Source organism: Pseudomonas sp. (genome assembly GCF_046581935.1).
Lineage (GTDB): Bacteria > Pseudomonadota > Gammaproteobacteria > Pseudomonadales > Pseudomonadaceae > Aquipseudomonas.
In genome coordinates, this window is record NZ_JAYGFK010000012.1 from 342,078 (window position 1) to 364,622 (window position 22,545).

Consider the following 22,545-nt stretch of genomic DNA (forward strand, 5'->3'; position numbering starts at 1 on the left):
AAGAATTACCGACTCAGGCAGTCTCAATCGGCGCAAAACTCTTGATCACATCATCCAGCTGTTTGAGCTGAGTGAGGAACGGCTCCAGCTTGTCCAGGCGCAGAGCGCAAGGGCCGTCGCATTTGGCGTTATCCGGGTCGGGGTGCGCTTCCAGAAACAGACCAGCCAGCCCTTGGCTCATGCCTGCTTTGGCCAGATCAGTAACCTGAGCGCGGCGACCGCCAGCAGAATCGGCGCGACCACCCGGCGTTTGCAGGGCGTGGGTCACGTCGAAGAACACTGGATAGTTGGTCTGCTTCATGATGCCGAAGCCGAGCATGTCCACCACCAGGTTGTTGTACCCGAAGGAGGAGCCACGCTCACAGAGGATCAACTGATCGTTACCCGCTTCGACGCACTTAGCCAGGATATGTTTCATCTCCTGGGGTGCAAGGAACTGGGCTTTTTTGATATTGATCACCGCACCGGTCTTGGCCATTGCCACAACCAGGTCGGTCTGGCGCGAGAGAAATGCCGGCAACTGAATTATGTCGCAGACTTCAGCGACAGGTTGCGCCTGATACGGCTCGTGCACATCGGTGATCACTGGTACGCCGAAGGTCTTTTTGATTTCCTCAAAGACCTTCATGCCTTCGTCCAGGCCAGGGCCACGGAACGAGGTAACCGAAGAACGGTTCGCCTTGTCGAAGCTGGCTTTGAAGACGTAAGGAATACCGAGTTTCTCGGTAACCCGCACGTACTCTTCACAGGCGCGCATGGCCAGGTCACGGGACTCAATAACGTTGATCCCACCGAACAACACGAACGGCTTGTCGTTGGCAATTTCGATGCTGCCAACCTTGATGATTTTCTGTGTCATGTCCCTATGCCTTCTTGGCTTTCTGCGTCAACGCCGCAGCAACGAAGCCACGGAACAACGGATGACCGTCGCGTGGCGTTGAGGTGAACTCGGGGTGGAACTGGCACGCGACAAACCACGGATGATCTGGCGCTTCAACCACTTCAACCAGAGCGCCGTCGCCGGAACGGCCGGTAACTTTAAGACCAGCATCGATCAGCTGCGGCAACAGGTTGTTGTTCACTTCATAGCGATGGCGGTGACGCTCGACAATCACATCCTTGCCATAGCACTCACGCACTTGCGAACCGGACTGCAACTGGCAATCCTGAGCACCTAAACGCATGGTGCCGCCGAGGTCGGAAGCATTAGTACGCTGCTCGGTCACGCCGGTTGCGTCCTGCCACTCAGTGATCAAACCGACAACTGGGTGCTGGCTGGCAGTGTCGAACTCAGTGGAGTTGGCATCAGTCCAGCCCAGTACATTGCGTGCGAATTCGATAACGGCGACCTGCATACCCAGGCAGATTCCCAGGTAAGGGATCTTGTTCTCACGGGCGAACTGCACGGTTTTAATCTTGCCTTCTACGCCGCGCAAGCCGAAGCCGCCCGGCACCAGAATGGCATCAACGCCTTCGAGCAAGGCAGTACCTTTGTTCTCGATGTCTTCGGAGTCGATATAACGCAGGTTGACCTTGGTGCGATTCTCGATGCCGGCATGGCTCATCGCTTCGATCAGCGATTTGTAGGCGTCCAGCAGCTCCATGTACTTACCGACCATGGCGATGGTGACTTCGTGCTCAGGGTTGAGCTTGGCATCGACTACGCGATCCCACTCAGACAGGTCGGCGCTGTTGCATTCCAGACCAAAGCGCTCAACAACAAAGTCATCCAAGCCCTGCGCATGCAGTACACCTGGGATTTTGTAGATAGTGTCAACGTCTTCCAGGCTGATCACCGCGCGCTCTTCAACGTTGGTGAACAGAGCAATCTTACGGCGCGAAGACACATCCACCGGATGATCGGAGCGGCAAATCAGCACATCAGGCTGTAGACCGATGGAACGTAGTTCCTTCACCGAATGCTGGGTTGGCTTGGTTTTGGTTTCGCCGGCAGTGGCGATGTATGGCACCAACGTCAGGTGCATCAGCATGGCGCGCTTGGCACCCACTTCTACACGCAACTGACGAATCGCCTCAAGGAACGGCTGCGACTCGATGTCACCTACAGTGCCACCGATCTCGACCATGGCCACATCAGCATCGCCTGCACCCTTGATGATGCGGCGCTTGATTTCATCGGTGATGTGCGGAATGACCTGAATAGTCGCGCCCAGGTAATCACCACGGCGCTCGCGGCGCAGCACGTCTTCATAGACGCGACCCGTGGTGAAGTTGTTGTTCTGGGTCATGGTGGTGCGGATAAACCGCTCATAGTGGCCCAGGTCGAGGTCGGTCTCAGCGCCGTCGTGGGTGACGAACACCTCACCGTGCTGGAACGGGCTCATAGTGCCCGGATCGACGTTGATATAGGGATCCAGCTTAAGCATCGTGACCTTCAGGCCCCGCGCCTCCAGGATAGCCGCCAATGAAGCCGATGCGATGCCTTTCCCCAATGAAGAAACAACACCACCCGTGACGAATATGTAGCGCGTCATAAAAACCCTAGAAGTCTGCGTTAAGCGGTCAGTGCCGCCGGGGAAAGCGAAGGAGTGCCCAAGCCATGTACTGCAGCTACTGCAATAAGCTAGCCCTGTCGAAACCTAAAGGAGTCAACAAAAGCACTAGTAAGACGGGAGCGTAGTCTACCGGAAAGGGCTTATCAGCTCAAACCTTGATCGCTCGTCGGCGGCTGCCAATTTAATTGCCAGCTGCCGTCAGCAGCGCCCTGCAAACCTGGCAGGTTAGCGACCGCTACAACCTGATTGTCCAGCCGCAACAACGGCAGCCGATCACGAACAAAAACCGGCACGCGTAATTCGTTGAATAAGCGCTTTAGGTCGCGATGCCCGCGCCCCGGCAACAGGATCTGCTCACCAGTCTGGCGGTAACCTAACTGCCAGTTGCCAGCCGGCAACATGCCGGCAATTCGCACACTGCCATTAGCCGGCAATGCCACGCACTGATCACCCTGAACAACCACGCCAAGCGCCTCAGGCGAGCGCAACCAATCATCCGCCAACCACCACAGCCGCCCATCGCTACGCCGCAACTCCCCTGCTGCCAGCCGCCAGACTGGAGAAGCGCCTGCTGCTGCATCACGCAGAGCCTGCCAACCAGCCCAGTGTTCGCTATCAGGCATCGGCGTTAACGGCCGCAGCCAATAACGCAGCGCATTGCGCTGCCGTGACTCACTCAAGCCGTGCAGCACAGATAACCCCAGATTTGGCAACGGCAACCAGGCGAACTCGGGCAACACCTCAGCACTCGCCAGATCCTGCTGCGCTAGCTCATCAAGCAACTGCCCCGCCTCACACAGATGCGCTGCGCTGCGCGACAAGCTAGCCAATGCCTGCGGCCAGCGATTGAGCAACACAGGCAACACCTGACGGCGCAGGTAATTACGCGAGAAGCGCTCATCAGTATTTGACGGGTCCTCGACCCAGGCTAGCTGGTGCTCGTCAGCGTAAGCCAACAACTCAGCACGCGAACAGTTCAGCAGCGGCCGAAGCAATTGCCCAGCGCCCAGTGCACGACTTGCCGGCATACCTGACAAGCCTTGCACCCCAGCACCGCGCAGCAGACGAAATAACAGGGTTTCCGCTTGATCATCGCGATGTTGTGCAACGAGCAACACCTCACCCACAGCAAGGCGCGTCGCAAAAGCGGCGTAGCGCGCATCACGCGCCGCTCGCTCAAGGCTAGCCCCAGAGGCAACCTGAACATGCTCAACATGCAGGGGGATTGCCAATCCAGCACATAACTCACGGCAATGCGCCGGCCAAGCATCGGCAGCAGCCTGCAGACCATGATGAATATGGATGGCGGAAAGTGGCGGTAATGCCTCGCGTTGCGCGAGGCTAGCCAGCAGGTGCAGCAGCACCGTGGAGTCCAGCCCGCCGGACAAGGCAATATGCCAGGCCGGCGCTGTACGCCAGGGAGCCAGAGATTCCAGCAACCTGGCGTGCAGGCTCATACTGCAGGCCGTTTAAACATGTCGACGAGGCAGCCAAGACAAGGCAGAAGTGACCGAAAAAGCGGAGTGTACGAGTTGTACATGAGCATTTTGAGGCCACTTCTAACGCAGTATTGGCAACGCAGGTAGTGTTTCAACGGTCTGCTAGGCGATGCCGTAGCTCATCAAGCGATCATAACGACGCTTCAACAAGGTATCGGTATCGAAAGCCTTGAGCATGTCCAACTGCCCCAGCAATGCCTGACGGACCGATTCAGCCGCTGCCGCTGGGTTACTGTGCGCCCCACCGAGCGGCTCAGGGATCACTTGATCAACAATGCCCAAGCCTTTCAGACGCTCAGCAGTGATACCCATGGCCTCGGCAGCATCGGGAGCCTTTTCAGCGGTCTTCCACAGAATAGAAGCGCAACCCTCAGGCGAGATCACCGAGTACGTGGAGTACTGCAGCATGTTCAACTGATCACACACACCAATCGCCAAGGCACCGCCGGAGCCGCCCTCACCGATAACAGTGGCAATGATCGGCGTTTTCAGGCGCGCCATAACCCGCAGGTTCCAGGCAATCGCTTCACTCTGGTTGCGCTCTTCAGCATCGATGCCTGGGTAAGCACCCGGCGTGTCGATAAAGGTCACGATCGGCATTTTGAAACGCTCGGCCATCTCCATCAAACGGCAAGCCTTGCGGTAACCTTCCGGGCGCGGCATGCCGAAGTTACGGCGTACCTTTTCGCGAATTTCGCGGCCCTTTTGATGACCAATCACCATCACCGGCTCACCATCCAGACGCGCAACACCACCAACCAGCGCGGCGTCATCAGAGAAATGACGGTCGCCATGCAGCTCATCGAACTCGGTAAAGATGTGCTGCAGGTAGTCCAGGGTGTAGGGACGGCGCGGGTGCCGCGCCAACTGGGCGATCTGCCAGCTGCTCAGGTTGCCGAAAATGCTTTCGGTCAGCGAGCTGCTCTTGTCCTGCAGGCGGGTGATCTCATCGCTGATGTTCAATGAGTTGTCATTACCGACCAGGCGAAGCTCTTCGATCTTGGCTTGCAGGTCGGCGATCGGCTGTTCGAAATCGAGAAAATTCGGGTTCATAGTCATCCGTCTTGCGTCGACGGCCAAGTGGCCGGGAGCTGTATCCGTTATCGCGCCTACCTTATAGCAGCAGGCGCATTCAGGTCGACACCCGGTTCTGCAAGAAATCTTCAATACAGAACCCACTGGGCATCATGGCCAATCAACGAAGCTTGAGCCTCGCAAATTAGCGGTAGTGCAAAAAGACGTTGTCGCGGCCGAACTGGTCACGCAATGCCTGAATCAGACTGTCAGCCGGCTCAATTCGCCAGCCTTCACCGAACTGCAACAGCGCTTTGGCATCGCTGCCACTGTAGTCCACGGTGACCGGACATGCGCCGCGATGGCGGCCACACAGTTCGGCCAACCAACGCAGTCGGTCGCCCTGCAACGCACGGCTGGAAACCTTCAAGCGCAAGCTATCGGCCAGGCCGGTGCGCGCCTCTTCCAGACTCATCACGCGCTTGGCACGCAGGCGCAAGCCGCCCGAGAAATCGTCATTACTCACCTCGCCCTCAACCACCACCAGGGCATCGGTCTGCAGCAGGGCTTGCGCAGTGTTGAACGCTTCAGCAAACAAAGACGCCTCGATCCGACCGGAACGGTCGTCGAGGGTGATAAAGCCCATCTTGTCGCCCTTTTTGTTCTTCATAACCCGCAAATTGACCACCAGACCGGCAATCGTCTGATCACCACGCGCGGCTTTAAGGTCAACAATGCGCTGGCGAGCAAAGCGCCGCACTTCACCTTCATACTCATCAATCGGGTGGCCGGTGAGGTACAAACCGAGGGTATCTTTCTCGCCCTTGAGGCGCTCCTTCAGCGTCAGTTCACGGGCACGCAGGTGATTAAGGTAAACATCCGCGTCGGCATCGGCAAAAACCCCACCGAACAAATCCATATGACCGCTCTCGGCGCTACGCGCGGTCTGCTCGGCGGCCTGCACGGCCTCCTCCATCGCCGCCAGCAATACCCCGCGATTGCGGTCAATATTAGCCTTGTAGGCCTTCAACTCTTCGTGGAAGTACGGCCCCAGGCGATCCAGAGCGCCACTACGGACCAACGCTTCAAGGGTGCGTTTATTGATGCGTTTAAGGTCTACCCGCGCACAAAAATCGAACAGATCCTTGAATGGTCCGCCTTGACGAGCTTCGACAATGGCCTCGACCGGCCCCTCACCGACACCTTTGATCGCACCCAGGCCGTAAACAATCCAGCCTTCGTTGTTCACCGTGAACTTGAACTCGGAGATATTCACATCCGGCGCATCGAGGCGCAGCTTCATGCTGCGGCACTCCTCGATCAAGGTCACGACCTTGTCGGTGTTGTGCATATCCGCCGACAGTACCGCCGCCATAAAGGCCGCCGAATGGTGCGCCTTAAGCCAAGCGGTCTGATACGACAGCAAGCCATAAGCCGCGGAGTGAGACTTGTTGAAACCGTAGCCTGCGAACTTCTCTACCAGATCGAAGATGTTGCCTGCCAGGTTCGCATCGATGCCATTGTTGGCGCAGCCTTCGATAAAGCCGCCGCGCTGCTTGGCCATCTCCTCGGGCTTTTTCTTACCCATGGCACGACGCAACATATCCGCGCCACCAAGGGTATAGCCGGCCATAACCTGAGCAATCTGCATCACCTGCTCTTGATACAGGATGATGCCGTAGGTGGGCTTGAGCACCGGTTCCAGGCCAGCGTATTGATAGTCCTGGTGCGGGTAGGAGATCTGCTCGCGCCCGTGCTTACGGTTGATAAAGTCGTCCACCATGCCCGATTGCAACGGACCAGGACGGAACAACGCCACCAGAGCGATCATGTCTTCCAGGCAGTCGGGCTTGAGCTTCTTGATCAACTCCTTCATGCCGCGCGACTCAAGCTGGAACACCGCAGTAGTCTCGGCCTTCTGCAGCATGCTGAACGTCGGCTTGTCATCCAGCGGGATAAAGTCGATGTTCAGGTCCGGCAAGCCTTGCTTGGCCTGCTCGCGGTTGATGGTCTCCATCGCCCACTTGATGATGGTCAAAGTACGCAAGCCGAGGAAGTCGAACTTCACCAGGCCGGCGGATTCCACGTCGTCTTTATCGAACTGGGTGACCAGACCACCACCCTCGTCATCGCAGGCAATCGGCGAGAAGTCGGTGAGTTTGGTCGGTGCGATAACCACACCACCGGCGTGCTTACCTGTACCCCGACAAATACCTTCGAGCTTGAGCGACATTTCCCAGATTTCCCGGGCGTCTTCGTCGACCTTGAGGAAGTCGCGCAGCGGCTCCTCCATCTCGTAGGCTTTTTCCAGAGTCATGCCGACTTCGAAGGGAATCATCTTCGACAGGCGATCCGCCAAACCGTAGGACTTACCCTGGGCCCGCGCCACGTCACGGACCACCGCTTTAGCCGCCATGGTGCCGAAGGTGATGATCTGGCTTACCGCATTACGACCATATTTCTCGGCCACGTAGTCGATAACCCGGTCACGACCATCCATGCAGAAGTCGACGTCAAAGTCGGGCATGGAGACCCGCTCTGGGTTTAGGAAGCGTTCGAACAGCAGGTCATAGGCCAGCGGGTCGAGGTCGGTGATCTTCTGCACATAGGCCACCAGCGAACCCGCACCCGAACCACGGCCTGGGCCGACCGGCACGCCGTTGTTTTTCGCCCACTTGATGAAGTCCATTACGATCAGGAAGTAACCGGGGAAGCCCATCTGAATGATGATATCCAGCTCGAAATTCAACCGATCAATATAGACCTGACGCTTCTCTTCATAGTTTGGCGTAGTGGCCTTCGGCCAGAGCACGGCCAGTCGCTCTTCCAACCCCTCGAAGGACACTTGGCGAAAGTATTCATCCATGGTCAAGCCGGCAGGCACGGGGAAGTCTGGCAGGAAGTATTTACCCAGCTGCACTTCGATATTGCAGCGTTTGGCAATCTCGATGGTGTTTTCCAACGCCTCGGGCAAATCACTGAACAGCGCAGCCATTTCCTCAGGGCTTTTCAGGTATTGCTGATCTGAGTAGGTGCGCAGCCGGCGCGGGTCATCCAGGCTGCGTCCCTCACCAATACACACGCGGGTTTCATGGGCGGCAAAGTCATCTTCTTTTACAAAGCGCACATCATTGGTCGCAACCAGCGGCGCACCGAGCTTGTCGGCCAGCGCCACAGCCGCGTGCACGTGCTCTTCATCATTAACGCGGTTGGTGCGCTGTACTTCCAGATAGAAGCGTTCAGGGAACACGTCCATCCACTCCGTCAACAGGGCCTCAGCCTCAGCCAACTCGCCCTCAAGCAAGGCGTGGCCAACCTCACCCTCTTTAGCGCCGGACAAGGCAATCAGGCCTTCGGCCGCTTGCTTGATCCAGTCACGCTGGATGATCACCAGATCATTGCTCTGCCCATCACTCCAGCCGCGCGAAACCAGCTCAGTCAGGTTGCGATAGCCCTTGGCATTCATGACCAGCAGGGTCATACGACTCAATGGGCCATCTTCTTCAGCACTTGCCACCCAGATATCGGCGCCACAAATCGGTTTGATGCCGCCGCCCATGGCCGCCTTATAGAACTTGACCAATGAGCACATGTTGCTCATATCAGTCACGGCTACTGCGGGCATCCCAGCTGCCGCCACCGACTTGATCAATGGCTTGACCCGCACCAGCCCATCAACCAGGGAAAACTCGGTGTGCAAACGCAGATGGACAAATGAAGCAGTCATGGCAGTCCTATACAAAACACAAAAACGACAAGGCAGGGATTGTACAACCGCAGCAGTGCGCAACAAGCACTACCCGGCGAAGGATAACGGGGGATTTTGGCTAACGCTGCGTCAGTCGTCCAACAACGCGCGCACAGGTGCAAAGGAGCGCCGGTGGATCGGTGTCGGCCCTAAACGCCGCAAGGCCTCTAAGTGCAGCGCTGTGGGATAGCCCTTGTGTCCGGCAATCCCGTAGCCGGGGTATTGCTGGTCCAGTAGCTGCATTTCCCGATCACGACTGACCTTGGCCAGGATCGACGCAGCAGCAATAGCCGGCACCTGACTATCGCCCTTAACCACAGCCGCGCTAGGCACCTGTAATTGCGGGCAACGGTTACCATCGATCAGCGCCAGCTTGGGCGTCACACTCAGCCCTTCAACGGCACGCTGCATGGCCAGCATGGTCGCGTGCAGAATATTCAGCTGATCGATTTCATCGACCTCGGCACGGGCAATACACCAGGCCAGGGCTTTTTCACATATTTCGTCAAACAGCTTTTCTCGACGCGCCTCGGTCAGTTTCTTCGAGTCGTTGAGACCAAGAATCGGCCGCGCGGGATCAAGAATCACCGCCGCCGTGACCACTGCACCACAAAGCGGACCACGGCCAACTTCATCGACCCCGGCGACCAACTCTTGGACCAAGGTGAAATCCAGTCCGAGCTGCATCAGTTACGCCCAACCAATTGCAGCACGGCCTGCGCGGCCTGTACCGAAGCGTCACGACGCAATGCCCGGTGAATAACATCAAAGCCTTCAGTCTGCACCTCGCCACCCTCCAACAAAGGAGCCAGCAACTGAGCCAAGGCTTCTGGCGTGGCCGCGTCCTGAATCATTTCCGGCACGAGCAAACGCTCAGCCAGCAGGTTCGGCAGGGAAATATAGGCACTGCTCACTAGGCGTTTAAGGATTCTGTAGGTCAGCGGTGCAACCTTGTAGGCCACTACCATCGGCCGCTTGTACAGCAAAGCCTCCAGCGTCGCCGTGCCAGAGGCAATAAGCACAGCATCACAGGCCGCCAATGCCTCATGGGAGCGTCCATCAAGCAAGGTTAGCGGTAAATCACGCCCCACCAACATCTGCTCAATCTGTGCACGGCGCTCAGGGCTTGAGCAAGGCAACACAAACTGAATGCGCGGGCGCAGCGCGCGCAAACGCACAACTGCATCGATAAACAGATTGCCTAAGCGCGCCACTTCGCCACCACGACTGCCCGGCAACAAAGCTACCACCGGCTGATCCTGATGCAGATGCAGCGCTTCACGGGCTGCGGCGCGATCTGCCTGCTGCGGGATCACATCGGCCAATGGGTGCCCGACAAAACGCACAGGGACCTGATGGTCCTGATAGAACTGCGCCTCAAACGGAAACAGGGTCAGCATCAGGTCGCAGGCTTCGCGGATTTTCAATACGCGCTTCTGCCGCCACGCCCATACGGAAGGGCTCACGTAATGCACGGTTTTGATTCCAGCCTGACGCAACTTGAGTTCAAGGGTCAGGTTGAAGTCCGGCGCATCGATGCCGATAAACACATCCGGCCTTGCCGCTATCAACGTCTGGATTAGGCGCTTGCGCCGCGATAAAAGCTCGGGGAGGCGTCCCAGCACCTCAACCAACCCCATTACCGACAACCGCTCCATCGGAAAATAGGAATTGAGCCCCTGAGCCCGCATGAGCGGACCACCGACGCCGATGAACTCAATGTGTGGGTACTGGTTTTTAAGAGCCTGCATCAGGCCCGCACCAAGAATATCGCCAGACGCCTCGCCGGCGACCAGCGCGACACGCATCAGCTCAGTCATAAATTATCGGGTAATACCGCGGCTTGAAGCCTGAATGGAATCGCGGAAGATCGCGACTTCGGGGAACTCTGCAGAGGACTCAGCCAACTCCCCCATCGCCTGCTCAATGGTAAGGCCCTGGCGATAGACAATCTTGTAAGCACGCCGCAGCGCGGCAATCGCCTCGGCACTGAAACCACGTCGGCGCATTCCTTCAAAATTCATGCTGCGGGCTTCGGCCGGATTGCCGACCACGGTGACAAACGCCGGAACATCCTTGCCAATCGCCGTGCCCATGCCTGAGAAGCTGTGCGCGCCAATATGACAAAACTGATGCACCAGGGTGTAACCGGAGAGAATCGCCCAGTCGCCGATATGTACATGGCCGGCCAACGCCACATTGTTGACCAAAATGCAGTGATTACCCACCACACTGTCATGGCCAATATGGGCATAGGCCATGATCAGGTTATGGTCACCGACAGTGGTTTCATCACGATCCTGGATGGTGCCACGGTGCATGGTCACACCTTCACGGATGATGTTGTGATCGCCAATGACCAAACGTGTTGGCTCGCCCTTGTACTTACGGTCTGGCGTATCCTCACCCAGCGAGGAAAACTGGTAGATCCGGTTGTGCTTACCAATACGGGTAGGGCCCTTGATGATCACATTAGGGCCAAGTACGGTTCCCTCGCCAATTTCTACATCGGCCCCGACGATCGACCAAGGGCCGACGACTACGTCGTCAGCCAGCTTGGCACTGGGGTCAATGATGGCGCGAGGGTCAATCAAACTCATAGCTTGCGTTCCGCACAAATAATTTCTGCCGAGCAGACTTCCTTGCCATCAACACTGGCCCTGCACTCAAACTTCCAGATACTGCGCTTGCTGCTCAAGTACTTGGCTTCGAGAACCAGCTGATCGCCCGGCACTACCGGTTGGCGAAAGCGTAGCTTGTCGGAGCCAACAAAGTAATACAGGGTGCCGTCGGAGGGCTTCAGATTCATCATCTTGAAGCCAAGGACGCCTGCGGCCTGAGCCATGGCCTCAATAATCAGCACGCCCGGCATGATCGGATGCTCAGGAAAATGCCCATTAAAAAACGGCTCATTGATGCTGACATTCTTGTAGGCACGAATACGCTTGCCTTCAACATCCAGCTCAGCCACACGATCCACCAAAAGGAACGGATAGCGATGCGGTAAGTATTCGCGAATCTGGTTAATGTCCATCATGTGCAGAGGAGCCTGTAAGAGAAAAAAGAGAAACCGGCAAACACCGGCTCAGGCATCAGATGAAGTGTCGGCCGCCGAGGTCACGGCGGCTAACTGTTTTTCCAACTGTTGCAGGCGTCGCGCCATATCGTCCAACTGACGAATCCGCGCTGCACTCTTGCGCCATTCAGCAGCCGGCTGCATGGCGGTACCCGACGAATAGGAACCGGGTTCTGTGATCGACCGGGTGACCATGGTCATGCCAGTGACGAACACGTTGTCGCACACCTCGATATGCCCAACCATACCGACACCACCAGCAATCATGCAGTTTTTACCAATCTTGGTACTGCCGGAAATACCCGCGCAACCTGCCATAGCGGTGTTATCACCGATCTGTACGTTGTGCGCGATCATGATCTGGTTATCCAGCTTGACGCCATTACCAATCAGCGTATCTGAGAGTGCCCCACGGTCCACAGTGGTATTAGCACCAATCTCGACATCATCACCAATGGTTACACCGCCGATCTGCGCAATCTTCTGCCAAACGCCCTTCTCGTTGGCAAAGCCGAAGCCTTCGCCACCGATCACCGCACCAGACTGAATAACCACGCGCTTGCCGATATGCACATCGTGATACAACGTCACTCGCGGGGCCAACCAACCACCCTCACCAATGACAGAGCGCGCACCGACTACTGATTGCGCACCGACAGTTACGCCAGCGGCAATCTGTACGCCCGACTCAATCACCGCATAAGCACCAATACTCGCGCTCGGATCAATTTGCGCATCAGATGCAACCACAGCAGTGGCATGCACACCAGGCAAAGCCCGTGGTTTGCGATCAAACAGATGGGAGAGCTCGGCATACGCCAGGTAAGGATTAACAACAACCAGTGCATTACCGGCATAGCCTTCAGCATCAGCGGCAGTCAACAGAACTGCGCCTGCCTGACAGCCCGAGAGAAACTTGCGGTACTGAGGGTTGGCCAGAAAGCTCAACTGATCAGCGGAGGCTTCCTGCAAGGTCGCCAGACCCCTGACTGCCTTTTCTGCGGAGCCACACAGGGTGGCTCCCAGACGCTCGGCCAACTGACCAAGGGTATAAACCGTTGCGCTCATGATCAGCGCAGCTGGTTCATGCGCTCGATAACTTGACGAGTGATGTCAAACTGAGGCTTCACATCAATCACCGCACCGCGCTCCAGCACCAGATCGAAGCTGCCAGTTTTGATCACTTCTTCTACAGCCTTGTCCAAATTTGGCTTGAGCTTCTTCAGCATTTCACGGTCAGCAACAGCCTTAGATTCATTCAGCTCTTTGGACTGGAACTGGAAATCACGCGCTTTTTGCTTGAAATCAAGCTCCAGACGCTCACGCTCAGCGGTCTGCATTTTTTCGCCATCTTTTACCAAGCGGTCCTGGATCTTCTTAGCGTCGCTTTCCAGCGTTTTCAGCTTGGTCAGTTGCGGACCAAACTTCTTCTCGGCATCAACGGCATAGCGCTTAGCTGCATCAGACTCCAGCAAAGCCATCTGATAATTCAAAACTGCCACTTTCATCTCGGCAAAAGCCGATGTTGACAGCAGAGCAACACTTAACAGAACCAATTGGGTCAACTTACGCACGGTGCAACTCCTGCAAAACTGTTGGTATTCAATAATCTGACGCTTAGAACGTCTGACCGAGAGAGAACTGGAAAATCTGCGTATCAGCATCGTCAGGCTTGACGATCGGCATAGCCAGGCTGAAGCTCAGAGGGCCCAATGCGGTAATCCAGGTCAGACCAACACCTACCGAACTTGCTAACTGCCCTGGGTCGATATTGTTGCAACTGGTTTGAGTCTTACCGCAATTGGTATCAAACACATTACCAACATCCCAGAACAGTGCAGTTCGCAGTGAACGCTGGTCCTTGACGAACGGCATAGGGAACAGTAACTCAGCGCCACCTTGGATAAGCACGTTACCACCATACGGCAGCGGATCTTGGTCTGGATCCTCAGATGTGCCTGGGTTAGTCCCCTTGCTCGGCGTACTACGCGGCCCAAGACTGCTGTCTTTGAAACCTCGTACCGAGTTGAAGCCACCGGCGTAATAGTGCTCATAGAAAGGCAGGTCGGAAGTTGAGCCGTAGCTTTCACCAAAACCCAACTGAGTATGGAAACGCATGGTGTAGGTATCGCTCAACGGCTTGAAGACCTGACCACGGTAATCCACCTTGAAGAATGACAGGTCGCTGCCAGGCACTGTGGATTCAAACACCAGACTTTGCGAATGACCACGGTTAGCCAAGACACCGCGGTTAAGGGTCGACTCCGACCAGCCGATGGAAGCTTTCAGGTTGAGGTAGTTATCACCTTCAGCCTCGATAAAGTCGAAGATCTCATCAACGGTATAAACACCGGTATTGATGCGGTCATTCTGAACAGTCAGCCCATAGGTCAAACGCGAAGTATCACTGATCGGGTAACCAATACTGACACCAGCACCGTAGCTGTCCACGGCATAGCTGGAAACATCAGTATTCAACTCTTCGTAATCAGTCTCACGGAAGAACGCGTTATAGCCAAGACTTACGCCGTCCGGAGTCCAGTAGGGGTCAACAAAGCCGAAGTTGTAGTTGCTCTGGTACTCACTGCGGGTCAAGCCAAGGCTTACCTTGTTACCCGTACCAAGGAAGTTATTCTGGGTAATCGAACCACCCAAGATCAAGCCGGCGTTCTGCGCAAAGCCAACGCTGGCTGTGATCGAACCAGACGCCTGCTCTTCCACGCTATAGTTAACGTCAACCTGATCATCGGTACCCGGCACTTGCGGGGTTTCGACGTTAACTTCCTTGAAGAAGCCCAAGCGCTCAAGACGAGTCTTAGACTGATCAATCAGGTAAGTCGAGGCCCAACCGCCTTCCATCTGTCGCATTTCACGGCGCAACACTTCGTCTTCTGACTTGGTATTACCACGGAAATTGATGCGATTGACGTAAGCACGCTTGCCCGGGTCGACCACAAAAGTAATGGAGACCGTACCATCGTCATGCGCTTCCGGAACACCATTAACGTTAGCGAAGGTATAGCCTTCATTACCCAGGCGACGGGTGATCAACTCGGAGGTAGTCGTCATCACTTTACGCGAGAACACTTGACCTTCCTGCACCAGCAGTAATGCTCGTACTTGCTCCTCAGGGACTTTCAGCTCCCCGCTCAGCTTGACATCACGCACGGTGAACTTCTCACCTTCGTCAACGTTGACCGTGACATATACGTGCTTTTTGTCTGGCGTAATGGACACCTGGGTAGAGCTGATATCCATATTGATATAGCCGCGATCCAGATAGTAGGAACGCAGGCGCTCCAAGTCGCCGGAGAGTTTCTCACGGGCGTACTTGTCATCATTTTTGAAGAAGGACAGCCAGTTGGTGGTCTTCAGCTCAAACAGGCCAATTAGGTCCTCGTCAGAGAAGACAGTATTACCTACCACGTTGATATGCTGGATCGCAGCAACCGAGCCTTCGTTTATATTGATCTTTAGCGCAACGCGGTTACGCGGCTGAGGGATCACCTCGGCTTCAATTTCTGCGGAGTAACGACCTTGAGCAACGTACTGGCGTTGCAGCTCGTTACGCACACCTTCCAGTGTTGCCCGCTGAAAGATCTCGCCCTCAGCCAGACCCGACTGATTCAAGCCTTTAAGCAAGTCTTCGCTGCTAATGGCCTTGTTACCGTCGATCTCGATGCTGGAGATCGACGGACGCTCAACGACGGTAATAACCAGTACATCGCCATCACGCCCAAGCTGGATATCCTGAAAGAACCCAGTTTTAAATAGTTCGCGAGTAGCTTCGACCAGCGAATTGTCATCGGCTTTCGCCCCAACATTCAGAGGCAAAGCACCAAATACGCTACCAGCGGAAACCCGCTGCAGACCGGTAACCCGGATATCGGAGATGGTGAAGGACTCGGCGTGAACTTCGGTGATCATCAGTGCGGCAAGCACCGCAGGTAGCAGCAGACGTTTCATGAAGTCCTTTCTTATTCCAACTGACAATAAAAAATCTGCCGCTAATAGCGGCACTTTTGTGCGTACGTAGAGCGTAACTCAGCAGCGGTTACAGACGACTCAGGTCGTTCACCAGGGCCAGTAACATCACCCCGACCACCAAACTGATGCCGATCTGCATCCCCCAACCCTGTACCCGTTCAGACAGTGGGCGACCACGCACCCACTCGACCAGATAAAAAAGCAGATGCCCCCCATCCAGCACGGGGATAGGCAGCAAATTAAGAACCCCCAGGCTAATGCTTAGGTAGGCGAGAAATTTCAGAAAATCACTCAAGCCCGACTCAGCGGAAGCGCCCGCCACTTTAGCAATGGTTATCGGCCCGCTCAAGTTTTTTACCGAGAGCTCACCAAACAGCATTTTCTTCAGCGAGTTAAGAGTCAGAACGCTCATGGTCCAGGTATTCCTGGCACCTTCTGCAACAGCCTCTAGCGGGCCAAAGCGCACCTCACGCAGCATCTCCGGCGGCCACTTGCCACCCGCAACGCCTGCCCCCATATAGCCAGTTTGAGCTTGCGCTTCGCCCCGTGCGGCCAAAGTCAGTGGCACATCCAGCTGCCGACCTTGGCGTTCAACCAAAAGACTGATGCTCTTACCTGGCAAACTTCGAACCTGATCAACCAACTGCTGCCAGTCGCCCAGCACCTGTCCGTTCAACGCCAGCAGACGATCGCCCTCCTGCAGACCCGCTGCAAACGCAGGACCATCGGGATCAATCTGGGCCAGCACCGGCTCCAGCACGGGCCGCCACGGCCGAATACCCAGCGAGGCGATAGGATCTGGCTCATCGGCACCACGCAGCCAGTTATCCAGCACGATCTGTCGCGGACTATCGACCGAAGAGCCCAGCTCGCGCACCGTCAGATCCAGGCGACCACTTTCACCTAAACGACTAACCAGCTGCAAATTGACCGCCGCCCAGCCGCTGGTCGGCTCGCCGTTTACAGCAACGATTTCCTGGCCAGCCTGTAAACCCGCCACATCACCCAAACTACCCGCTTCAATCGCACCAATAACCGGCCGCACCTGCTGGCTACCGAGCATTGCCACAACCCAAAAGAACAGCAAAGCCAGAAGGAAATTAGCCACAGGCCCGGCAGCAACGATAGCAATACGCTGGTAAACCGACTTTCGATTGAAAGACTGCCCCAGCAACTCAGCAGGGACATCGCCTTCACGCTCATCGAGCATCTTCACATAGCCGCCCAAAGGAATGGCGGCGACAACAAATTCGGTGCCATGGCGATCATGCCAACGCAGCAGCGGGCTGCCAAAGCCCACGGAAAACCGCAGCACCTTTACGCCACAGCGGCGTGCAACCCAAAAGTGGCCATATTCATGAATAGTCACCAGCACCCCAAGCGCCACCAAGGTGCCAACCAGCATATAAAGCGCACTCATCAAACTTCTCCGCGTCAGCGATCAGCGCCGACTCAGCCATTGTTCAGCCAGACCACGCGCCCGACCATCAGCAGCCAGTACCGTATCCAGATTCTCAACCGCCTGAGCGGGCTCAGCATGCAAAACGTCTTCGATAATACTCGCGATTTCCGGGAAACGAATCCGCCGCTCAAGGAAAGCCGCCACCGCCACCTCATTAGCCGCATTGAGCATGGCCGGTGCCGTGCCGCCAGCCTGCGCAGCCTCACGCGCCAAGCGTAGGCAGGGGAATCGTTGCTCATCCGGAGCTTGAAAATCCAGACGAGCAAGCGCAAACAGATCCAACGGCGCCACACCCGAATCAATACGCTCAGGCCAGGCTAAGGCATGACTGATTGGCGTGCGCATATCCGGATTACCCAACTGAGCCAGTACCGAGCCGTCTACATAGTCGACCAGCGAGTGAATCACGCTCTGCGGATGCACCACCACCTCAACCTGAGCGGGCGCAGCATCAAACAACCAGCACGCCTCAATAAGTTCAAGGCCCTTATTCATCATGCTCGCCGAGTCCACCGAGATCTTGCGCCCCATCGACCAGTTGGGATGGGCACAGGCTTGCTCAGGCGTTACAGCATGCAGTTGATCCAATGGCATTTCGCGAAAAGGCCCGCCAGAAGCAGTCAACAGGATTCGACGAACACCAACCTGCTGTAGACCACGAGCATAGTCACCCGGCAAGCACTGAAAAATCGCATTGTGCTCACTGTCGATAGGCAACAGCACCGCGCCACTGCGCTTGACCGCTTGCATAAACAGCGCGCCAGTCATCACCAGCGCCTCTTTATTAGCCAGCAGGACTTTCTTGCCTGCCTCGACCGCAGCCAGAGTCGGCGGCAAACCTGCCGCACCCACAATAGCCGCCATCACTGCATCGACCTCAGGGGCCGCCGCGACCTGACACAAGCCTTGTTCGCCATACAGCACCTGAGTGACAAGGCCGAGCGCGCACAAAGACAGTTGCAGCTGCTGAGCTGCGCGAACATCCGGCACTACGGCAAAACGTGGCCGATGCAGCACACACAACGCTTCTAATTCAGCCAAACGGCTAAAACCAGTAAGAGCAAAAACCTGATAGCGCTCAGGATGACGAGCAACCACATCCAAAGTGCTCAAGCCAATCGAGCCAGTCGCCCCAAGCACGGTTATCTGCTGCACATCACTCACTGCACGCCCCACCCTGCAAGCCACAGCAGCGCGGCGAACAGCGGAATCGCTGCGGTCAGGCTGTCGATACGATCCAGCACGCCGCCATGCCCCGGGAGCAAATTGCTGCTGTCTTTGATTCCAGCCTGACGCTTGAACATGCTTTCAGTCAGGTCACCCACCACAGAGATCAACACCACCAAAGCGGTACCGAGCAACGCCAGCACAAGGCTGACAAACGACCAGTCGCGATAGAGACCAACGCCAATACAGATCAGCAGTGTCGCCAACAGACCACCGAACACGCCCTCCCAGCTCTTGCCAGGACTGACCTGCGGAGCCAGCTTGCGCTTACCAAAGCGCCGCCCCGAGAAATAGGCACCGATATCAGCCCCCCAAACCAGCACCATAACCGCCAAAATCAGCCAATTCGCTTCAGGCCACTGCTTGAACAACACCAGGCCCTGCCAGGCCGGCAGCAAAATCAACAACCCGATCACCAACTTGACCGGTGTGCCAGCCCAGTATTGACTGCTTGCCGGATAGCCGAGCACGAGAAATGTGGCCCCCCCCCACCAGACGACACCAAGCAACAGCAACCAAGTGGATAACTCCGGAAGCTGGTAGAGGCCGAATAGCAGTACAGCCACCAGCAGCGCATAAGCAACACGCTGAGTTTGCGCAGTAAAACCTGCCAAGCGCGCCCACTCCCACGCACCCAAACTGACTACCGCACCGATAAACAAGGCGAATAACGCGCCCTCCAACAGAAAAAATCCACCCAGCGCAAATGGCAGCAGCACCAAGGCAGTGATAATTCGTTGTTTGAGCATCAGGTACGCGCCTCAGCTACAACCTGCTCGCTGGTTTTCCCAAAGCGACGCTGGCGGCTAGCAAAATCGGCCAGGGCTTTACGCATGGCGTCGTGTTTAAAGTCCGGCCAGAAGAGATCAGAGAAGTACAACTCGGTATACGCCAACTGCCACAGCAGGAAGTTACTGATGCGATGTTCGCCGCCGGTTCGTATGCACAAATCAGGCAGGGGCAAATCGCCGGTGACCAGGCAACTCTGCAGCAACTCAGGGGTAATGTCCTCAGCGCGCAAATGGCCACCTTGAACTTCACGCGCCAAGCGCTGAGCGGCCTGAGCAATATCCCACTGACCGCCATAATTGGCCGCCACCTGCAGGACAAAGCGCTTGTCACCCGCAGTTTGCAATTCGGCATCACGCATAGCGGCTTGCAGCTCAGGGTGAAAGCGCGAACGATCACCGATAATGCGCAAACTGATGTCGTTGGCATTGAGTTTTTTCGCCTCACGCCGCAGCGCGCCGAGGAACAACTCCATCAGCGCACTGACTTCCTCGGCTGGGCGCTGCCAGTTTTCACTGGAGAAGGCAAACAGAGTCAACACCTCAACCCCTGCCTCCGCGCAGACCTCAATTACCGCACGCACGGCATCAACACCCGCTTTATGCCCAGCAACGCCTGGCAACAGGCGTTTCTTGGCCCAGCGATTATTGCCATCCATGATGATTGCCACATGCCGTGGCACGGCAATTCGATTACCGTCGTTGGTTTTGTCCATGGCGATAATCTGACCGTTAAACGGCCATCAGATCCGCTTCTTTCTGCTTCACCGCCACTTCGATTTCCGCGACGAACTTATCGGTCAGCTTTTGCACGTCATCAGCCGCACGACGCTCTTCGTCTTCGCTGATTTCCTTCTCTTTGACCAAGTCTTTCAACTGGCTCAACGCATCACGACGGATATTGCGCACGGCAACCCGGCCATCTTCAGCGGCGTCACGAGCTTGCTTGGTAAAGCCCTTGCGGGTTTCTTCAGTTAGCGCAGGCATAGAAATCAGCAGCAACTCACCCAGGTTGGTCGGATTAAAACCCAAGCCCGAGCTCTGAATCGCCTTGTCGACAGCAGCCAGCATATTGCGCTCAAAGGCTACGACCTGAAGAGTGCGCGAATCCTTGACAGTGACGTTGGCTACTTGATTCAGCGGCGTGTCCGCACCGTAGTAAGGCACCATCACGCCACCGAGAATGCTCGGGTGCGCTTGACCGGTACGGATACGACTGAAGGCATGCAGCAGGGATTCCAGGCTCTTCTGCATCCGCACCTGGGCGTCATTCTTGATCTCATTGATCATGTTTATCTTCCTCAATCAGAGTGCCTTCAGCGCCACCCACTACAACGTTCAGCAGGGCACCGGGCTTGTTCATATTGAAAACGCGCAGCGGCATATTATGGTCGCGACACAGGCAGATAGCCGTCAGATCCATAACACCAAGCTTGCGATCGAGCACCTCATCGTAGGTCAGCCGATCAAATTTCTCGGCATGTGGATCCTTGAACGGGTCGGCAGTGTACACGCCATCAACCTTGGTCGCTTTGAGCACTACGTCAGCATCGATTTCGATAGCACGCAGGCAAGCTGCTGAGTCGGTGGTGAAAAAAGGATTACCAGTGCCAGCAGCGAAAATCACCACCTCACCGGTTTTCAGGTGACGCAAAGCCTTGCGACGGTCGTAGTGGTCGGTCACGCCCACCATGGAAATAGCCGACATAACGATCGCAGGAATATTCGAACGTTCCAGCGCGTCGCGCATCGCCAAGGCATTCATCACAGTGGCCAACATCCCCATGTGATCACCAGTAACGCGATCCATACCCGCAGCACTCAAAGCAGCACCACGGAACAGGTTACCGCCACCAATCACCAGGCCGACTTGCACGCCGATACCGACTAACTGGCCGACTTCCAAGGCCATACGATCAAGCACTTTCGGATCGATACCGAAATCTTCCGACCCCATCAGGGCCTCGCCGCTAAGTTTGAGCAGAATGCGCTTGTAGCGCGGTTGACGACCACTCATCTGCTGAGCCATTGCGAGTCTCTCCTGCGGCGTTTGAATTCTTTATGGGCATAACACCCACACTAGCGAGCGCTTTTACCACGCCCTGGGCTATTGGTGCGAACACTCAATTCCCCGTCTTTATTTGACAAAGAGGCCGCGCGCGTTAGCGGGCAGCCTCTTCGGGGCGACAGCTATTAACCGTCTTACTGCTTGCTGGCAGCCAACTGGGCAGCAACTTCTTCAGCGAAGTTATCAACCGGTTTCTCGATACCGTCACCTACTTTGAAGTAGGTAAACGATACGATTTCTGCACCTGCTTTCTTGGCCAGAGCACCGACCTTGATTTCTGGATCTTTAACGAAAGATTGCTCAACCAAGCTAGCCTCAGCAAGGAACTTGCTGATACGACCAGCAACCATCTTCTCGACGATTTCGGCTGGTTTGCCCTTGATCTTGTCTTCGTTGAGACTGATGAATACGGCTTTTTCGCGCTCAATGGCTTCAGCGGAAACTTCCGAAGGCAGCAGGAACTCAGGGTTGCTGGCAGCAACGTGCATAGCGATGTCTTTAGCCAGCTCAACAGAGCCGCCTTTAAGAACAACAGCAACACCGATCTTATTACCGTGCAGGTAAGTACCGACCACGTCACCTTCAACGCGAACCAGGCGGCGAATATTTACGTTTTCGCCAACTTTACCCACCAGAACCAAACGATCAGCTTCACGCGATTCGATCAATGGAGCAGCGTCAGTCAGTTTGTCAGCAAAGGCTTGCTCAACACTAACAGCAACGAATGCCTTGAAATCCTCTTGCAGGGCCAGGAAGTCAGTCTGCGAGTTAACTTCAAGCAGAACGGCAGACTTGCCATCGTCTTTAACAGCGATCGCACCTTCAGCCGCCACGTTGCCGGCTTTCTTGGCAGCTTTGATTGCGCCGGAAGCACGCATGTCGTCAATGGCTTTTTCGATGTCGCCGCCAGCCTTGGTCAAGGCCTTCTTGCAATCCATCATGCCTTCGCCAGTACGCTCACGCAGTTCTTTTACCAACGCTGCAGTAATCTCTGCCATTTCAAAATCCTCTGGATAGGTTGTTAACCATTCCACCCGCAAAAGAACGGGCGCTCAATTCGTAACGCACTGCCGACTATGACCAGAAACATTTGCAACTGTATGTCGACAATGGTTTTCAAGGTGGCAAAAAGGGGGCTAAGCCCCCTTTTTGCGAACTAA

19 protein-coding genes are annotated in these 22,545 nt (G+C 55.9%); all 19 read right to left on the minus strand.

The features are described 5' to 3' along the window. Positions 1 to 13: 13 nt before the first annotated feature. The 19 genes from kdsA to tsf all read right to left on the minus strand — a co-directional run bounded on the left by kdsA (position 14) and on the right by tsf (position 22,383). Entirely contained in the window at positions 14 to 859 is an 846-nt protein-coding gene (gene kdsA, locus VCA57_RS09435) for a 3-deoxy-8-phosphooctulonate synthase (protein ID WP_411184734.1), read from the minus strand. A gap of 4 nt (positions 860 to 863) precedes the next feature. Continuing rightward, positions 864 to 2,495 carry a CTP synthase gene (locus VCA57_RS09440; protein ID WP_411184735.1) on the minus strand — a complete coding sequence of 544 codons (1,632 nt, stop codon included), beginning with the start codon at positions 2,493 to 2,495 and terminating at the stop codon, positions 864 to 866. Between the two features lie 164 nt (positions 2,496 to 2,659). Continuing rightward, entirely contained in the window at positions 2,660 to 3,973 is a 1,314-nt protein-coding gene (gene tilS / locus VCA57_RS09445) for a tRNA lysidine(34) synthetase TilS (protein ID WP_411184736.1), read from the minus strand. A 144-nt stretch (positions 3,974 to 4,117) separates the two neighbouring features. Then, positions 4,118 to 5,068 carry an acetyl-CoA carboxylase carboxyltransferase subunit alpha gene (locus VCA57_RS09450; protein WP_411184737.1) on the minus strand — a complete coding sequence of 317 codons (951 nt, stop codon included), beginning with the start codon at positions 5,066 to 5,068 and terminating at the stop codon, positions 4,118 to 4,120. Positions 5,069 to 5,234: 166 nt separating this feature from the next. After that, positions 5,235 to 8,756, minus strand: a complete 3,522-nt coding sequence (gene dnaE / locus VCA57_RS09455; RefSeq protein WP_411184738.1) for a DNA polymerase III subunit alpha — start codon at positions 8,754 to 8,756, stop codon at positions 5,235 to 5,237. A 111-nt stretch (positions 8,757 to 8,867) separates the two neighbouring features. Next, the gene (rnhB, locus tag VCA57_RS09460) at positions 8,868 to 9,464 is read right to left on the minus strand and encodes a ribonuclease HII (RefSeq protein ID WP_411184739.1); all 597 of its coding nucleotides are present in this window, start codon (positions 9,462 to 9,464) and stop codon (positions 8,868 to 8,870) included. Then, on the minus strand, positions 9,464 to 10,597 hold the full coding sequence (lpxB, locus tag VCA57_RS09465; protein WP_411184740.1) for a lipid-A-disaccharide synthase: 1,134 nt from the start codon (positions 10,595 to 10,597) through the stop codon (positions 9,464 to 9,466). Before lpxB ends, rnhB begins: the two co-directional genes overlap by 1 nt. A 3-nt stretch (positions 10,598 to 10,600) precedes the next feature. Beyond that, complete coding sequence (lpxA, locus tag VCA57_RS09470) at positions 10,601 to 11,377, minus strand: acyl-ACP--UDP-N-acetylglucosamine O-acyltransferase (RefSeq protein ID WP_411184741.1); 777 nt, start codon at positions 11,375 to 11,377, stop codon at positions 10,601 to 10,603. Further along, complete coding sequence (gene fabZ, locus VCA57_RS09475) at positions 11,374 to 11,814, minus strand: 3-hydroxyacyl-ACP dehydratase FabZ (protein WP_411184742.1); 441 nt, start codon at positions 11,812 to 11,814, stop codon at positions 11,374 to 11,376. Before fabZ ends, lpxA begins: the two co-directional genes overlap by 4 nt. Before the next feature lie 48 nt (positions 11,815 to 11,862). After that, positions 11,863 to 12,924, minus strand: coding sequence for a UDP-3-O-(3-hydroxymyristoyl)glucosamine N-acyltransferase (lpxD, locus tag VCA57_RS09480; protein WP_411184944.1), 1,062 nt, complete (start codon positions 12,922 to 12,924; stop codon positions 11,863 to 11,865). Further along, positions 12,924 to 13,427: an OmpH family outer membrane protein gene (locus VCA57_RS09485; protein WP_411184743.1), complete on the minus strand. Its 504-nt coding sequence runs from the start codon at positions 13,425 to 13,427 to the stop codon at positions 12,924 to 12,926. Before VCA57_RS09485 ends, lpxD begins: the two co-directional genes overlap by 1 nt. 43 nt (positions 13,428 to 13,470) lie before the next feature. Beyond that, positions 13,471 to 15,819 carry an outer membrane protein assembly factor BamA gene (bamA, locus tag VCA57_RS09490; protein ID WP_411184744.1) on the minus strand — a complete coding sequence of 783 codons (2,349 nt, stop codon included), beginning with the start codon at positions 15,817 to 15,819 and terminating at the stop codon, positions 13,471 to 13,473. 88 nt (positions 15,820 to 15,907) lie between these two features. After that, positions 15,908 to 17,260: a sigma E protease regulator RseP gene (gene rseP, locus VCA57_RS09495; protein ID WP_411184745.1), complete on the minus strand. Its 1,353-nt coding sequence runs from the start codon at positions 17,258 to 17,260 to the stop codon at positions 15,908 to 15,910. Positions 17,261 to 17,281: 21 nt separating this feature from the next. After that, entirely contained in the window at positions 17,282 to 18,466 is a 1,185-nt protein-coding gene (gene ispC / locus VCA57_RS09500; RefSeq protein ID WP_411184746.1) for a 1-deoxy-D-xylulose-5-phosphate reductoisomerase, read from the minus strand. Further along, the gene (locus tag VCA57_RS09505; protein ID WP_411184747.1) at positions 18,463 to 19,278 is read right to left on the minus strand and encodes a phosphatidate cytidylyltransferase; all 816 of its coding nucleotides are present in this window, start codon (positions 19,276 to 19,278) and stop codon (positions 18,463 to 18,465) included. The genes ispC and VCA57_RS09505 overlap by 4 nt, the downstream gene beginning before the upstream one ends. After that, the gene (uppS, locus tag VCA57_RS09510; protein WP_411184749.1) at positions 19,278 to 20,033 is read right to left on the minus strand and encodes a polyprenyl diphosphate synthase; all 756 of its coding nucleotides are present in this window, start codon (positions 20,031 to 20,033) and stop codon (positions 19,278 to 19,280) included. Before uppS ends, VCA57_RS09505 begins: the two co-directional genes overlap by 1 nt. Before the next feature lie 16 nt (positions 20,034 to 20,049). Beyond that, positions 20,050 to 20,607, minus strand: coding sequence for a ribosome recycling factor (frr, locus tag VCA57_RS09515; RefSeq protein ID WP_411184750.1), 558 nt, complete (start codon positions 20,605 to 20,607; stop codon positions 20,050 to 20,052). Then, positions 20,597 to 21,346: a UMP kinase gene (gene pyrH / locus VCA57_RS09520; RefSeq protein WP_090248393.1), complete on the minus strand. Its 750-nt coding sequence runs from the start codon at positions 21,344 to 21,346 to the stop codon at positions 20,597 to 20,599. The genes frr and pyrH overlap by 11 nt, the downstream gene beginning before the upstream one ends. Positions 21,347 to 21,519: 173 nt before the next feature. After that, positions 21,520 to 22,383 carry a translation elongation factor Ts gene (tsf, locus tag VCA57_RS09525; protein ID WP_411184751.1) on the minus strand — a complete coding sequence of 288 codons (864 nt, stop codon included), beginning with the start codon at positions 22,381 to 22,383 and terminating at the stop codon, positions 21,520 to 21,522. Positions 22,384 to 22,545: the final 162 nt, after the last annotated feature.